General features: G+C 61.8%; 14 protein-coding genes. 3 read left to right on the forward strand and 11 right to left on the reverse strand.

Annotation, left to right across the window (positions count from 1 at the left end; genetic code table 11):
* Positions 1 to 86 precede the first annotated feature (86 nt).
* On the reverse strand, positions 87 to 1,877 hold the full coding sequence (gene dxs / locus DWU99_RS07475) for a 1-deoxy-D-xylulose-5-phosphate synthase (protein WP_115477398.1): 1,791 nt from the start codon (positions 1,875 to 1,877) through the stop codon (positions 87 to 89).
* 96 nt (positions 1,878 to 1,973) lie between these two features.
* On the reverse strand, positions 1,974 to 2,573 hold the full coding sequence (locus DWU99_RS07480) for an HNH endonuclease (protein WP_115477399.1): 600 nt from the start codon (positions 2,571 to 2,573) through the stop codon (positions 1,974 to 1,976).
* Positions 2,574 to 2,829: 256 nt separating this feature from the next.
* On the opposite strand from DWU99_RS07480, the gene DWU99_RS07485 reads away from it, so the two are divergent.
* Both DWU99_RS07485 and DWU99_RS07490 read left to right on the forward strand, forming a co-directional pair.
* Positions 2,830 to 3,591, forward strand: coding sequence for a SapC family protein (locus DWU99_RS07485; RefSeq protein WP_115477400.1), 762 nt, complete (start codon positions 2,830 to 2,832; stop codon positions 3,589 to 3,591).
* A 113-nt stretch (positions 3,592 to 3,704) separates the two neighbouring features.
* A complete protein-coding gene (locus DWU99_RS07490; RefSeq protein ID WP_115477401.1) occupies positions 3,705 to 4,052 on the forward strand; it encodes a GFA family protein in 348 nt (115 codons plus the stop codon).
* 53 nt (positions 4,053 to 4,105) lie between these two features.
* Here the strand turns inward: DWU99_RS07490 and DWU99_RS07495 are convergent, their stop codons facing one another.
* The 7 genes from DWU99_RS07495 to DWU99_RS07525 all read right to left on the reverse strand — a co-directional run bounded on the left by DWU99_RS07495 (position 4,106) and on the right by DWU99_RS07525 (position 12,072).
* Entirely contained in the window at positions 4,106 to 4,606 is a 501-nt protein-coding gene (locus DWU99_RS07495) for a RidA family protein (RefSeq protein ID WP_115477402.1), read from the reverse strand.
* 15 nt (positions 4,607 to 4,621) lie between these two features.
* Positions 4,622 to 5,086 (reverse strand): c-type cytochrome, encoded by a 465-nt coding sequence (locus DWU99_RS07500; RefSeq protein ID WP_115477403.1) that lies wholly within the window; start codon positions 5,084 to 5,086, stop codon positions 4,622 to 4,624.
* Complete coding sequence (locus tag DWU99_RS07505; protein WP_199535733.1) at positions 5,083 to 6,690, reverse strand: flavin monoamine oxidase family protein; 1,608 nt, start codon at positions 6,688 to 6,690, stop codon at positions 5,083 to 5,085. Before DWU99_RS07505 ends, DWU99_RS07500 begins: the two co-directional genes overlap by 4 nt.
* 115 nt (positions 6,691 to 6,805) lie before the next feature.
* A complete protein-coding gene (locus tag DWU99_RS07510) occupies positions 6,806 to 7,279 on the reverse strand; it encodes a GNAT family N-acetyltransferase (protein WP_115477404.1) in 474 nt (157 codons plus the stop codon).
* A gap of 198 nt (positions 7,280 to 7,477) precedes the next feature.
* Entirely contained in the window at positions 7,478 to 9,451 is a 1,974-nt protein-coding gene (locus tag DWU99_RS07515; protein WP_115477405.1) for a CocE/NonD family hydrolase, read from the reverse strand.
* 310 nt (positions 9,452 to 9,761) lie between these two features.
* The gene (locus tag DWU99_RS07520) at positions 9,762 to 11,537 is read right to left on the reverse strand and encodes an acyl-CoA dehydrogenase C-terminal domain-containing protein (protein WP_115477406.1); all 1,776 of its coding nucleotides are present in this window, start codon (positions 11,535 to 11,537) and stop codon (positions 9,762 to 9,764) included.
* 37 nt (positions 11,538 to 11,574) lie between these two features.
* Positions 11,575 to 12,072, reverse strand: coding sequence for a hypothetical protein (locus tag DWU99_RS07525; RefSeq protein WP_115477407.1), 498 nt, complete (start codon positions 12,070 to 12,072; stop codon positions 11,575 to 11,577).
* 295 nt (positions 12,073 to 12,367) lie between these two features.
* Between DWU99_RS07525 and DWU99_RS07530 the strand changes: the two genes are divergently transcribed.
* Positions 12,368 to 12,835: an SET domain-containing protein gene (locus DWU99_RS07530; RefSeq protein WP_115477408.1), complete on the forward strand. Its 468-nt coding sequence runs from the start codon at positions 12,368 to 12,370 to the stop codon at positions 12,833 to 12,835.
* Between the two features lie 37 nt (positions 12,836 to 12,872).
* Here DWU99_RS07530 and DWU99_RS07535 read toward each other — a convergent pair whose 3' ends face one another.
* Positions 12,873 to 13,370 carry a GreA/GreB family elongation factor gene (locus DWU99_RS07535; RefSeq protein WP_115477409.1) on the reverse strand — a complete coding sequence of 166 codons (498 nt, stop codon included), beginning with the start codon at positions 13,368 to 13,370 and terminating at the stop codon, positions 12,873 to 12,875.
* Between the two features lie 143 nt (positions 13,371 to 13,513).
* Positions 13,514 to 15,553 carry an elongation factor G gene (gene fusA / locus DWU99_RS07540; RefSeq protein WP_115477410.1) on the reverse strand — a complete coding sequence of 680 codons (2,040 nt, stop codon included), beginning with the start codon at positions 15,551 to 15,553 and terminating at the stop codon, positions 13,514 to 13,516.
* Positions 15,554 to 15,702 lie beyond the last annotated feature (149 nt).

The following is a 15,702-nucleotide window of genomic DNA, read 5'->3' on the forward strand; positions in this document are numbered from 1 at the left end:
CGTCATGTCAGACCTTCATCAAGCGCCGAAAGTGAAACAGCCAGCTCGCAGTCCATGCATGCTGGCCGTTCGTGTTACACATCGCGTCAGGCGCTCGCCTGACTTAGCGAAACAAGTAGCGGGAATCGGGTCCGTATCGCCTGGCGGATGCTTGGCAGATCCAGTCCCGCTTCGCTCAGCACTTCTTCGCGGGTGCCGTGTTCCAGATACGCATCGGGCAGGCCCAGATGCAGGATCGGCAAGGTTACACCATGTGCGGCCAGGCACTCGGCCACACCCGAGCCCGCGCCGCCGGCGATGGCGTTGTCCTCGATCGTGACGAAGGCCTGATGGTCCTTCGCCAGTTCCAGGATCAAGGTTTCATCCAGCGGCTTCACGAAACGCATGTTCACCAGCGTCGCATCGATTTCCTTGGCGATTTCCGCGGCCGGCGCGAGCATCGCGCCAAAGCTGAGAATCGCCAGGCCGCGACCGCGGCGCCGCAAATCCGCCTTGCCGATGGGCAACGTCTCCAGCGTTTTGCCGATGGCCACGCCCGGACCCGTGCCGCGCGGGTACCGAATCGCGGCGGGACCTTGGTGACGAAAGCCTGTGGTGAGCATGCTGCGGCATTCGTTTTCGTCGGCCGGCGCCATGATCGTCATGTTGGGCAGGCAGCGCAGGAAAGTGAGATCGAAACTGCCCGCATGCGTGGCACCATCCGGCCCCACCGCGCCGGCGCGGTCGATTGCGAACGTAACATCCAGGTTTTGCAGCGCGACGTCGTGGATGGCCTGATCGTAGGCGCGCTGCAGGAACGTGGAATAAATCGCCACCACCGGCTTGGCGCCTTCGCAGGCCATGCCGGCCGCCAGTGTTACCGCGTGTTGTTCGGCGATGGCGACATCGATATAGCGTTGCGGATATTCCTGCGAAAAGCGCACCAGTCCGGAACCTTCGCGCATCGCAGGCGTGATGCCGAAAAGGCGTTCGTCGGCGGCGGCCATGTCGCAGAGCCAGTCGCTGAAGACATCGCTGTAAGTGGGCTTGGTTGCGCCGGCTTTCTTCACCACGCCGGCCGTCGGATCGAACGGACCCACCGCGTGATATTCGATTTGCGCCTGCTCGGCGGGTGCGTAGCCTTTGCCCTTCGTGGTGATCACGTGCAAAAGCCGCGGTCCCGACAGCTCTTTGACCTCGCGCAGGGCGGCAAGCAAGGTCGGCATGTCGTGGCCGTCGATGGGGCCGGTGTAATGGAAGCCGAGTTCTTCGAACATGGTGCTCGGCACCGACACGCTTTCGTCGCGTTTTTCAAGGCGCTTGGCCAGTCCACCCACGTTTTCGCTGATCGACATGCCATTGTCGTTGAGCACGACCAGCAGGTTCGCGCTCAGGTCGCCGGCGTGATCGAGCGCCTCGAAGGCCATGCCCGCCGTCATCGCGCCATCGCCGATGACGGCCACGAATTGGCGCGTATCGCCCTTGCGCTGCGCGGCGATCGCCATGCCGAGCGCGGCGGAAATCGAGGTGGAGGAGTGGCCGACGCCGAAGGTGTCGTACTCGCTTTCCTCGCGGCGCGGGAACGGCGCCAGGCCGCCTTTTTTCTTGATCGTGGTGATGCGGTCGCGGCGGCCGGTAAGGATCTTGTGCGGATAGCACTGGTGGCCCACGTCCCACACGAGGCGATCATGCGGGGTATCGAATTCGTGGTGCAGGGCGACAGTCAGCTCGACCACCCCCAGACCCGCCCCGAAATGACCGCCGACACTGGCCACCGCCTCGATCAGGTACTGCCGCAGCTCGTCGGCAACGGTCTGCAGCTGATCGTCCGGCACGCCCCGGAGGTCGGCCGGCGTCTGAATCCGGGACAGGTGCGGGTAGCGGGACAGATCGATCATCGGCGTATTGTTAACCCTGCGTTAGGACGGGGCAAGGGTAACGCCGGGGTGGGACGGCACCCCGGTCAGGATCTGTCTTAGTTTGCAGGTGCCGCCTTACACCAAGGCTTCGCGGCGATGCCTTGGCAGGTGGCTGACCAGAAACTCCATCTGGTCGGCCAGGATGTTGCGGTTGGACAGGATCAGATGTTCCACCCAGCTCGGCCGGTAGGGCACGGCCAGGAGCGGCATATTGGCTTCCTGCGGAGTGCGGTTGCCCTTCTTGAGGTTGCAGGCCAGGCAGGCGCTGACCACGTTTTCCCAATCATCGCGGCCGCGCTTGGAGATCGGCAGCACGTGGTCGCGGGTCAGTTCGCCACGACTGAAGCGTTCGCCACAGTACATACATAAGTAGCGGTCACGCCCGAACAGCGCGCTGTTGGTCAGGGCAGGCGCTGGGTCGATGGCGTGATCGCGGCAGTGGCCCGTGCTGGCAACGATGGGGTGCAGTTCGATCTGGCTCTGCGCGCCCAAAATCCGGTTATAGCCACCGTGAACGGTGAGGCAGGGGGCGCCAAGGGTCCAGGCTACGGCTTCGCGGACATAAAGGCAGACGGCGTCCTGCCAGCTGATCCAGTCGAGGATGCGGCCGGCGGCGTCCAGTGACAGTACGCGAGTCGAGTTCAGGTCGGCCCGGTTTGGCACTTCCATAAGCATGCGTTTCGTCCTTCACCCAGTAGCGAAAGAGCGCCCCATCGATGCAACGGTGCTCGGTTTGGCCGGAGCATAGACCATATGCGTTGCAAATCGCATGCAAAACCGTGCCCAGCCCTGCAAAAAAACGTACTCCAAGCCCTATTCGCCCGGAAAGCCGGGCGCTGATATAGTGATCATTCATCTGTAGACCCGACGCCGGGTTTGGGAGGGGGAGCCTGGGTGGCGACCCCGGCACGGCGGGGCAGAGGTAATTAACGTGGCTGAAGTTCTTTTTTACGAGCGGCCGGTGCCGCTCAATCGCACAACCCACAAGGATCTGCGCATCAAGGGGCTGCAGAACCTGAAGTTTGCGCACGGCGCGCACTCCGTGCCGCTTACCTGCACCGAATTCCCGGCCGCCGCGCGCGATATTCCGATCCTGTTCGCGGGTCCGGACATCGCCAACACCGGTCCGATGGCGCTGCTCGGCCTGCGCCAGAGCGAAAACCTGTTCCTGGACAACGAAGGCCACTGGGCGCAGGGCGTGTACATTCCCGCCTTCGTCCGCCGCTATCCGTTCGTGCTGGCTGAAAAGCCGGCGGGCGCGGAAGGCGACGACTTCACCGTGTTCCTGGACGAAGGCTACGAAGGCTTCAACGATCAGGAAGGCGAGCGCCTGTTCAAGGAAGACGGCACCGAAACGGACATGCTGAAGAACGCCGTGAGCTTCCTCGGCGAATTCCAGCAGCACGTGGCACGTACCAAGCAGTTCGTCGAAGACCTGCGCAAGCACGATCTGCTCGAGGCACGCAACGTTCGCCTGGAGCGCAACGGCAACGTGATCAATCTCAACGGCCTCTACGTGGTCAGCGAGGAAAAGCTGCGCAAGATCGATGCAGCGACCGCGTACCAGTTCCTCAACGACGGCACGCTGGGCTGGATCTACGCCCATCTGCTGTCGCTGTCGAACATCGACCGCGTGGGCCAGCGTCTTGCCCAGCGCGAAGAAGCCGAAGCGGCCAACGCGACGAAGAACTGATCGGTCTCCGGGGACGATCGCGAAAAAGCCGCCCTATGGGCGGCTTTTTTATGCCGTTACGGTGTGACGCAATCGGCTTACTATAAGAAACACTTTGCCAGTCAGGAGCCTGTATGCGCTACCACGGCAGCTGTCATTGCGGAGGCATCGCGTTCGATGTCGAAGGCGAGTTGACGCAGGTGATGGAGTGCAACTGCTCCCACTGCAGCCGCAAAGGATTCCTCATGTGGTTCGTATCGCGCGAGCAAGTCACGCTCAAGACGCCCGAAGCCAACATGGCCGAGTACACCTTCAACAAGCACGCCATTCATCATCATTTCTGTCCACAGTGCGGATGCGCGCCGCTCAGCTTCGGCACGGGGCCCGGCGGCAAGGCGATGGCATCGGTGAACGTGCGTTGCCTTGAAGGCGTGGATGTTACGGGCCTCAAGCACGTACAAATCGACGGCCGCAGCTTCTGATCGCGCGTCCGGCGAGCCGATAGCGATGGGCGGTTTGCGCTGACCCGCCCCCGTTACGGCCGCACGGCGGTGACCTCGATTTCCACCCGGAAGCCGGGGTTGGCCAACGCGGCTACTTGCACCGCCGAACGGGCAGGCAGGTTGGGTTGTTCCTTGGTTCCGAAGAACTTCGTATAGCCCGCCATGAAGCCTTCGAAATCCATATGACCGCCGTGATCGGGATCGCCGACCAGGAACACATTCATCTTCACGATGTTGCCCATGCCCAGATGCATGTCTTGCAGCTGTTTCTGGATCGCCGTGAGCACGCCGACAGTTTGTGTTTCCGTATTGCCGTAGGCGGTGACGGAATCCTTCGGCGCTTTCGGATCGATAACCGGCGGCACCTTGCCGCTCAGGTAAACGATGGCTTTGCCGGCCGGTACTTCCACCGCCGAGGAGATGGGAAAGCTGCTGTTGGCAAGCTTGTATCGCACGACATCCTGCGCATGCGCCGCGAACGGCGCCGCGAAGAGCCCACCCAGTGCAACAGTGCTGCGGATGATCTTATGCATGGACAACCTCTTTTCTCACGGTTTCGATGGTGACGGTTTGTCTTGTGGATGCATGGCGGTCACTTCATCGGCGGTGATGCTGTCGGTGTAGTGGTTGCCGAAATGCGTGCGGATGTAATGGATGACGTCGGCGATCTGCGCATCGCTGAGCTTGGTGTCGCCGAAGAAGCTGCGATTGGGCTCCGCGGAGGTCTTGAAGGATGGCATGTCGTGCCTGCCGAAGAGAATCGTGGCTGCCATGTATTGCGCCGAGGCCAGGCGCGGATTGCCGGTCAGCGCCGGATACGTGCCGGCACCGGTCGCGCCCTTCGCATCGGGCATGTGGCAACCCTGGCAGATGGTGTGGAAAATCGCTTCTCCATTGGCGTTGTGCAGCGTGTCGTAGGTATAGAGCGCGTTGTCGGACGACTGCGCGTGGACGAATCCTGTGCAACCAAGAAGCACGATTGCACGAAACAGATGGCGGGTGATGCTCGTCATGCCACACCTCCGGCCACGACGCGCTGGTGAATACGCGTAACGACATCCAGCGCGGATGTCACGGCGCCTTCCTGCCACGCGGGCAGGTAAGAAGCATGCTCGCCCGCGAGTGCAATGCGTCCGTCGATCTGGCAGAGATTTTCGTAGTGCTTGGCGCGCGCTTCTTCCGACCACGTCGCAAAGCAACCCATGGTGAAGGGTGCGCGATGCCATGACACGGCGACACCGTTGTCGAATTCCGTCTTGTATTGCGGATGAATCTGGCTGCCGTATTCGACGGCCCGGCGCACTCGCTCCTCGGGTGTCATCGCCGTGAACTCATACGCGCTCAGACCCCACAGATAACCGCCCAGCAGCACGCCCTTGCCACGGCTGTTGAAGTCGCAACTGGGATAACTGATGTTGTTGATCGGCAGATCGGTGGACGTGATGCCGCCATAGATATCGTCGTCCTCTTCCCAGAAGCGGCGCTTGAATTGCAGGCCGATCTTGACCGTTGCCGCATAAGGAATCGCTCCGATCGCATCGGCCATCGCAGCGCCGACGTTCATCGGAATCTGGCTGAGGATGGAAAGCGGAATCGTGCAGATGCACCAGTCGCCATGCGCTTTGCGCACGCTGCCTGGACGGCGCGAGTCTTCGTACGTGGCAGTCACGCCATGCTCGTCCTGATGGATGGCAGTGACCTTGGCGTTGTAATGAATCAATCCATCCAGCGAGCGGCCGAATGCTTCGCCGATGCGCCCCATGCCGCCCACGGGCTGGAACAGCGTCTGCTGGAATTCGAACATCTCGCCTTCGGTGAGGGCCCTCCACATATTGGAGTTGAGCACGTCGTGAAGTTGCAACGGTTGTGAGTCCACCGGTTTGGCGGACAAACCGCCACCCGGCGGCTTGTCGTATCCACGGCGATTGCTGGCGGAAGGTCCAGTGACGTAAGCGTAATTCTTGTCCAGGCCGCCCAATTGGCGCAGCGAATCAAGCAGCATCGCCTGATCGTCTTTGCTCACGAGTGCATCGAGCTTGCTCTGCTGCGTGACTTTGGCGAGCAGCTCCGTGATGTGACCGCGATAGTCGGCGTTGATGCTGCGGTAGCGCTGCGGCTTGCCGCCGAACGCCTTGGTGTTGTGCAGATAGGCGTTGTGGTTGATCTGCACGAAAGGTTCGAGCGGCACGCCCAGTTTCTTGCAGTAATCCAATAGGCCGCGATGGTGATAGGGAATGCGCCAGGGGCCGGGATTGATGTAAAGCCCGCGATCAAACTGGCAATGCTGGGTATAGCCACCGAGTTCGGTGTAGGTATCGTCGCCGCGAATCGTCCAGTTCCTTCCACCGGGGCGTGCGTTGTATTCCAGCACCTGCACTTTGTAGCCGGCTTGGCGCAATTCGTAGGCTGCGACCATGCCGGCCAGTCCCGCTCCCAGAATCAGCACGGATGCGCCATGCGGCGCGCCCTGCAACTTAGGTGTGCCGCGGTACGGCGATTCGGCGGCGAGGCCCAGGGTGCTCATCGCCTGGTACATCGCGGCGCCGCCTGCGCTCACGCCGATCATGCGCAGCAAATCGCGGCGCTTCATCGAAAATTCGGAACCATCCCCTTGCATCGCGTGCCCCTTCAGTACTCAAGACGCCAGCACATCGCATCCGGCGCCCGGGTAAAAGTGACATAAGGCATGCCCGAAGGCCGTGAGCATGCCGCACGGGAAAGCGTTGCTGCTGTCAGTGCGTCGGTTTGGCCATCCTCACCAGGTCGATGTTGTAGCCGGCGGCCTCATACAACGCCCTTGCGCGCTCGTTGCCCGGAAAAACCGCGAGCGTCACCAGCTGGCACTGGTGCTCGCGCGCCCAATCTTCCGCGTGTTCGATCAAGGCCTTGCCCACGCCCTGGCCTTCATGGCGCGGCGCGACGGCAAGGTCGGAAATGTGGCAGTTCGCGTGACCGTTGAAAAAGTCCTGGGTCTTTTGCAGGTGGATGAAGCCGACACGTTCGCCGTCTTCGTTTTCGGCGACAAACACGTAGCTGTTGGCGGGCTGCTCTTCCAGCTGCCGGCTGAGATCCTTGCGGATGCCTTCGATGCACTCGTGCCGCTTGCGCCAGGCCGGTAGCGAAAAATCAACGAAGCGAGGGACCAGGCCGAGAATGAAGTCGTCGTCATCCTCGGCCAGACGGATTAGAAAACTGTTGTCGCTCATGTTCCGAGTCGATCATGGGGTACGTAGGCTCGGTTCTACACCCAAGCGGGTTGTGCGCGGAAGTCCCTTGTGTCGTTCCCGATGATGCCTCCCTGCGCGTGGGGGAGGGAAGAGTGGGCTTTTCGCAGATGGCTTGACCCCGCGCCAACCCTCCCCTGCATCCAGGGGAGGTGGCGGTATTGCGTCAGCATGCGCTTATCAATGTGCGATGACAGGCAGTGCGATGTAGCTGGCCTGATCCGGCGCGTGATAAATGCGTTGCGTCGCCTTCTGATAATCGCCGGGCTTGGCCCAGAACATGTTGGGCACGAAGGTTTGCGGATTCCGGTCGTAGAGCGGGAACCAGCTGGACTGCACCTGCACCATCACGCGATGTCCGGGCAGGAACACATGGTTCGCTGCCGGAAGGTCGAAGCGATACGCCAGCGCCTGATTCGCGGCGAGCGGCTTGGGGTTGTCGAAACCTTCGCGATAGCGCCCGCGGAAAATATCCATCGATACGGCGAGCTGATAGCCGCCCATTTCCGGTTGTTCGGACACCTGATCCGGATACACGTCGATCAGTTTGACGACCCAGTCGCTGTCGGTGCCGCTGGTCGATGCCACCAGATGCACGACTGGCGCGCCGGCGATGGTCAGCGGTTGAGTCAGTACATCGGATACGTAGGTGACGACGTCGGTGCGGCCCGATGCTTCGCGCTGATCGTCCACCAGCCACTGTGCCCACGTGAGGCCGTTGTCGTAACCGATCGGTTGAATGGGGCGTGCGCGGAACGGCACCGGATGGGCGGGATCGGAGACGTATTCGTCATACGCGTCACCCGACGACGGTGCGCTGAAGCCCAGCTTGTTGCCGGCCTCAAGATAAAGCGGGCGGCTCTTCGTCGAGCAACCTTCATCGCAGGCAAGCGGCCAATGGCTCAGGCGCTGCCACTGATTGGTACCGGTCTGGAAGGCTGTAACCGCTGCGATGTCGGCCTTGGGCGCGCCGTCTTTCAGGTATTGCGCAAGATACGGTCGCAGGATGTGCTCGCGGAAATACTTGGCGGTGTCGCTGCCGAAACGGATGGCGCCCAGCGAACTGCCTTCATCGATTTCCTGGCCGTGATGCCACGGGCCCATGACGAGCTTCACCATGTCGCCGTTCTTGTCTTTCGGCTTGATCGCGCGATAGACGGCGAGCGCGCCGTAAATGTCTTCCTGGTCCCACAGGCTGTGCACCAGCATCACCGGCACCTTCAGCGGTTGTGCGGCGAGCACCTTGTCGACGGCCTGATCGCTCCAGAACGAATCGTAGGCAGGATGCGCGATCATCTTGTTCCAGAAGCCGAGCTGCTCCATGCCGTACTGACGGCCCAGTTCGCCGGCGGAACCGGCCTGCATGAACAGGTCGTATTCGTCGTGATAGCTGGTCCACCATTTGTAGCTGTTGTCGCGACTGGCGCTCTGCTCGTAGATGTAGGACATGTTCTGCTGGCGGAAGGCGCCATGATGGAACCAGTCGTCGCCCATCCAGCCATCCACCATCGGGTTCATCGGCACGGCGACTTTCAGCGCCGGATGCGGATTCACCAGCGACATCAGCGGCTCGAAGCCGTCATACGAAATGCCGATGGTGCCGACCTTGCCGTTCGATTCGGCAACGTTCTTCACCAGCCAGTCGATGGTGTCGTAGGTATCGGTGGCGTCATCGACCGGCGTGGGATTGAGCGGACCGTGCACCGGCCGGTTCATCACGTAATCGCCTTCGGAGCCGTACTTGCCGCGGATATCCTGGATCACGCGGATGTAGCCGTCCTCGACGATCACGTCGGTGGCGTTGTCGTAGCCTTCCAGCATCGGACCAAGGTGACCGCTCATCACGTGATGGGTGAGTTCCTTGGCGCTGTACGGCGTGCGCGTCATCACCATGCCGGCGTGATGTGCGCCTTTCGGAATCAGGATCACCGTGTACAACTTCACGCCGTCGCGCATCGGGATCATGACGTCGCGCTCGACGTAGTCGTAGCTGCTGGTGACCGGCTTGAAAGTAGCGGGTGTTTCGCTGGGATAGTTCGGGTATTGCTGTGCAGGCGCGTCCGTGGCCATGGCAACGCTGCTCAGCGAGAGCAACAAACTCAAGAGCGCGGGCTTTGCTCCGCGCCACGCGATCGCGGCACGACTCGACTTCATGGTGACTCCCCGTTGGATGTGCCGCCCTAGCGTAGCGGCATTGGAAAGCCATGGCACGCCGTCATGCCGAAACCTACGTTTCCCCCTCACCGTCATTCCGGCGCAGGCCGGAATCCAGTGACGGTCGTGTGGATAAGTGCTAGGAAATCTCAAAGCCTGTTTGGGATTTTGTGGCGCTTAAGCACAAGCCAGGTGGTCGCCACTGGATTCCGGCCTGCGCCGGAATGACGGTGAGAGGGAGTTATTCGGTGCGCCAAAGCAAAACGCCCGGCGAACCGGGCGTTTTGTTGCACGTATACAAGCAAGAGGTTTATGCAATCGCCGGCAAGGTCTCGACACCCGCCTCGACGGCTGCTTTGTGCAAATGCGTACGCGGCAAAATGCGAGCGAAGTAGAACGCCGCCGTATCGCGCTTGGCCTGCTTGAACTCCGCCTGCTGCGTACTCTTTTCCACCGCCGCCACCGCACGCGCCCAGAAATAGGCAAGGGTGACGTAACCGCTGTAGTAGAGATAGTCGTTGGCGGCCGCGCCGAGTTCTTCCGGATTGGCCTGGACGCGTTGCGCGAGCTTGAGCGTCAGCTCGCCCCATTCCTTGGCCAACGCGCCGAGCGGGCCGATGTAGGGACGCAGCGCTTCATCCTGCGCGTGTTGCTTGCAGAACGCGCCGATCTCGCCGAGGAAGTGCTGCAAGCCGACTCCCTTCAACTGAAGGATCTTGCGTCCGAGCAAGTCGGCTGCCTGGATGCCCGTGGTGCCTTCGTACAAGGTGATGATGCGCGCATCGCGCACGAACTGCTCCACGCCGTTCTCGACAATGAAGCCGTGGCCACCGTACACCTGCAACGCTTCCTTGGTGCATTCCTGCGCAAGCTCGGTCACCACGCCCTTGGCGATCGGAATCAGGAAGGCCAGCAGCTCGCTGGCTTTCTGACGCGTGGCTTCGTCCGCGCCGCGCGATTCGATATCGGTCTGCAACGCCGAATACAGTAGCAACGCACGCGAGCCTTCGACAAAGGCGCGTTGCGTGAGCAGCATGCGCCGCACGTCGGGCTGCACAAGCAGGTTGTCGGCCGGCTTGTCGGGGAATTTCGGGCCCGAGAGCGAACGCGACTGCAGGCGTTCGCGCGCGTAATTGAGGCTGTTCTGCCACGCGCGCTCCGACAAGGCCAGACCCTGCACACCCACCGACAGGCGCGCGGCATTCATCATGGTGAACATGGCCGCGAGACCTTTGTGCGGCTGGCCGATCAAATAGCCTTCCGCCTCATCGAAGTTCATGACGCAGGTGGCCGAACCGCGGATGCCCATCTTGTGCTCGATGGCACCGGCGTAAACGTTGTTGCGCTCGCCCGGCGCGCCGTCGGCCTTCAACTTGAACTTGGGCACGATGAACATCGAGATGCCGCGGCTGCCGGCCGGCGCATCCGGCAGGCGCGCTAGCACGAGGTGGATGATGTTCTCGGCCAGATCGTGATCGCCTGCGCTGATGAAGATCTTGGTGCCGGTGATCTTGTAGCTGCCGTTGGCGCCGGGTTCCGCGCGCGTTTTCAAGAGACCCAGGTCGGAGCCGGCTTGCGGCTCGGTCAGGCACATCGTGCCCGTCCATTGGCCGGCTACGATCGGCTTGAGGTAAGCGTGTTTCTGTTCTTCGGTGCCATGCAGTTCCAGCGCGTGGCAGGCGCCTTCGGAAAGCAGCGGGTACAGGCTCCAGGACAGATTGCCCGACTGGAACAACTCCGTGGTCGCGACGCCGACCACCGCAGGCAAGGCCTGGCCGCCGAATTCCTCGGCCATGGTCAGGCCGGCCCAGCCGCCATCGGCGAACTGGCGGAACGCTTCCTTGAAGCCCTTGGGCGTGGCGACGGTGCGGGTGCCCTTGTCGTAGCGGCAGCCTTCTTCATCGCCTGGCCCATTGGTCGGCGCCAGCACCTGCTCGCTCAGTTTGCCGGCTTCTTCGAGCACGGCGTCGAGCAGGTCGCGGGTATGGCCCTCGCCCCCCTGCAGTTTGGTGAGAACAGCTTCCGCGCCGAGCACGTCGAAGAGTGCGAAGCGCTGGTCGTCGAGTGGGGCCTTGTAGAGCGTCATGGCTTGAGTCCTTCGTAGGGCGTATGCGGTGAAGCGGTCAGCGGTACGTATTGGCGATGCCGGGGACCGGCGACAGGAAGTCGTTGCTGTGGAACGGGAAGTCACGCGGATTCTTGTTGTCCGGGTGATCTTCCAGATTGGGCGTGCCGTGCACGGTGCCGTTGACGGCGTAGGCCAGCGAACCGGCGCTGCCCTTGCCGGCAATCGCCTGCAGGGACTGGTTCATCGCGGGCGTCGGCAGCACGTCGATCTGCAGCACGTCGCCGGCGAAGGAGGGGATGTCCAGGTCGAACTTCGAGTGCACGCGCACGGGTATGCCCTGCGCGACCTGCAACTGACCTTCGATCGACTGGAAATCCATGCCGGTGTAGCTGTTGTTCTGGATGCGCAAGGTGAGCTGCCAGGTGCCGTCCGGCTGCACCTTCATTTGCTGGATGGTGATCGTGGGCGGGAACACGCTCTGCCGCTGCGGCCCGCAGGCAGCCAGGACGCAAACCAGCACTACGAGGGCCAATCCGTGGAGCAGTCGTTTCATGGAGTCACCTCAAACGATTGTTTGAATATATCAGGGAATGATGTCAGTGGAACGTGGGGATGCAACACGCGAAACGTTTGAAACAGAAAGAGTTATACAAGTGCAAGACCCAATCAAAGGTGCATTTGTTCATCGCGATCCACTCCCTCCGCTGCAAACAGAAGAGGGAGCAAATGCTTCGCATGCGTAAGATCGTTGGTATCGACACCGCTTACCTTTGTTCTATCTAGCGATTCCCATCGTCATACGGAACGGGCATCATTAGCGGTTACGCCCCTCATGTCTGCAGCTATCCATGACCCGTCGCATCGTTGCCCGCCGCTCCCCCATCCATGGCAATGGCGTATTCGCCGTCGCTCCGCTCAAGAAGGGTGAGGAAATCATCGAATACAGGGGCACGTTGATGACCCATGGCGAAGCCGACGAGATGTACGGCGACGGTGGCGAGACGGGTCACACCTTTCTGTTCACGTTGAACGATGACTACATCATCGACGCGAACCGCAAGGGCAATATCGCGCGCTGGATCAACCACAGCTGCAACCCCAACTGCGAAGCGCTGGTCGAAGAAAGCAAAACCGGCGATCCGCGCAAGGACCGCGTGGTCATCGAAGCCAAGCGCAACATCAAGCCGGGCGAGGAACTCACCTACGACTACGGCATCGTGCTCGAGGTTCCGCATACCGCACGCCTGAAGAAGCTGTGGGTGTGCCTGTGCGGTTCGCCCAAGTGCACGGGTACGCTGCTGAAGCCCAAGCGCTGAGGCTTGGGCCGAACGCATTCATCCCTGGCCGGTTGCTTCAGTTCGCGTAATCAATCGCCAGCACCTCGATCATCATGTCGCCCGCAGGACGCTGCCAGCAGACCTCATCGCCCACGCGCGCGCCAAGCAGCGCCTGGGCAAGCGGAGACACATAGCTGACCAGGCCATGCTCGGCGTCGGCTTCGTCTTCGCCGACGATCTGCCAGCGTCGTTCGCCCACCGGGCTGTCGACTGTAACCGTGGCACCGAACGCGACACGATCGTGCGGCTGTTTGGACAGATCCATCTCGATGGCGCTGGCCACGCGCGCGTTCAGCCAGCGCAACTGGCGGTCGAGCGCGGTCAGTTCCCTTTGCTGATCGAGCGTGGCGTCTTCCCGCAGTGCATCGTGGCGCGCCTGTGTAGCGGCCAGACGTTCGCGCAGCGCCGCTGCGCCTCGTGGCGTCACGTAATTGGGATGATCGCTCAACGGTAGTTCGGGCAATGCTTCGCTGGCATCGCCATCATTGTCGTCTTTGACGAAGGCGCGACTCATGCGGCCCTCCGCGTAGGTATTGTTCGTGAGTGAAACATCGCGTGGCGATCGCGTCGCGAATCACGCGGGCGGTTGATCAAGGCATGTGGCCACGGTCGGGTGACTGCAACGCCACCCGACCGGTCGGTAGAGCAGGTGGCATGTCAGTCCTCGTCCAGTTTCGGCTTCCACGCTTCGCTCAGTTGCCGCTGGACGGGCGGTGGAACAGGTTCGTAGTGGCTTAGATCAAGGCTGTAACGACCTCGCCCACCGGTCATGGCCTTGAGTTCGGTGGGATAGTCGGTGAGCTCGGCCAGCGGCGCCTGCGCCTTGATCACCAGTTCGCCGCCGCGTCGCGCGTCCGTGCCCATGATGCGCGCGCGCTTGCCGGCGAGACCGCCGGTGACGTCGCCCACGTTCACTTCCGGAATCGACACTTCCACGTCGACGATGGGCTCCAGCACGATCGGACGCGCCTTGTTGATCGCATCGAGGAACGCTTTCTTGCCGGCGCTGACGAAGGCGACTTCCTTCGAATCGACGGGATGGTATTTGCCGTCGTACACGGTCACGCGAAGATCCTGCAGCGGATAACCCGCCACCGCGCCGGTCTCCATCGCCTGGCGCACGCCTTTTTCGATGGCGGGCAGGAACTGGCCTGGAATCACGCCGCCTTTCACCGCGTCGATGAATTCGAAGCCTGCGCCGCGCTCAAGTGGATCCACGCGCAGGAACACTTCGCCGAACTGGCCCGCGCCGCCGGTCTGCTTCTTGTGGCGATGGTGACCTTCCGCCGAACCTGCGATGGTTTCGCGATAGGCAATACGCGGCGGATGCGTGACCACCTCCACGCCGTAACGATCCTTCATGCGTTCCAGCATGATCTTCAGGTGCAGGTCGGAGAGCCCGCGCACCACGGTTTCGTTGAGTTCCTTGTGGTGCTCCATGCGGAAGCACGGATCTTCTTCCGTCAGGCGCGACAAGGCCAGCGACAGCTTTTGTTCCTGCCCCTTGTGCTTGGGTTCGAGCGCGAGCCCAAACATCGGCTGCGGGAAATGCAGCGGCTCGAGACGGATGCTGTCTTCGTCGTGCGAATCGTGCAGCACGGCGTCGAAGTGAATCTCTTCCACCTTTGCCACCGCGGCGATGTCGCCGGGAATGGCCTGGTCGATTTCCACATGCGTCCTGCCGTTCAGGCGAAACAGATGGCCCACCTTGAACGCCTTGCGGTTGTCGTCGATGAACAGCTGGCTGTCGCGGCGAATCGTGCCTTGCCACACGCGGAACACGCTCAGCTTGCCCACGAACGGATCGTTGATCACCTTGAATACATCGGCGACCACATGCGAACTCGGATTGGGATCGACGGCAATCTGCATCTTGTCGGTATTGCGGAACGGCGGCGGATTGGCTTCGCCCGGATTCGGCAGGAGCCGGTCGAAGATATCCAGCACTTCCTGCACGCCTGCGCCTGTGCGCGCACTGACAAAGCAGATCGGAACCAGATGGCCTTCGCGCAGGCATTGCTCGAAAGCATCGTGCAACTGCTGCGGCGTCAGGGCTTCTTCGCCGGCATCCAGATACGCACCCATGGTGGCTTCGTTGATTTCGACCACCTGGTCGAGAATCTGCTGGTGCGCGTCGGCCAGCGATGAAAAATCGGTCTTGCCATCGCGATGGAAGAAGCAGTCGAGCACGCGCGTGGCGTTGTCGGCGGGTAGATTCACCGGCAGGCATTCGTTGCCGAATTCTTCGCGCAGCGTATTCACGAGGTCGGCCAGGTTCACGCCTTCGGTGTCGATTTTGTTGACGATCAACAGGCGCGCGAGACCCCGCTCGTGGGCGCGCTCCATGATGCGGCGCGTGCCGTGCTCCACGCCGTTGGCGGCATTGACCACCACCGCGACGGTTTCCACCGCGGCAAACGCGGAAAGGGTGCCGCCGCGAAAATCCGGATAGCCGGCGGTATCGATCACGTTGATGTGACAGTCGCCGCGATCGATGCTCGCGATGCAACTGTCGATGGAATGGCAGCGCGCTTTCTCTTGCGCATCGGTGTCCGATTGCGTGGTGCCGCGCTCGACCGATCCGATCGTCTGAATCACGCCGCCGGCTTGCAGCAGAGCTTCGAAAAGCGTGGTCTTGCCCACGCCGGCGTGACCGGCGAGCGCGATGTTGCGGATATTTTCCGTGTTGTAGGACACGATGCGACCCTCCTTTGATGAGGCGCGGGATCGTGCCGGTCTAGCCGCATGAGGCCGCGCATTTGGCGGGCCGTCATGGTCGTCCTTCGCGTGCGGGACGCAGGGGGGCGGTCATGGCGGGAGGCGGCGCTGGGCCGCTTGTCTAGACT

Source organism: Dyella psychrodurans, assembly GCF_003363265.1.
Classification (GTDB): Bacteria; Pseudomonadota; Gammaproteobacteria; order Xanthomonadales; family Rhodanobacteraceae; genus Dyella_B; species Dyella_B psychrodurans.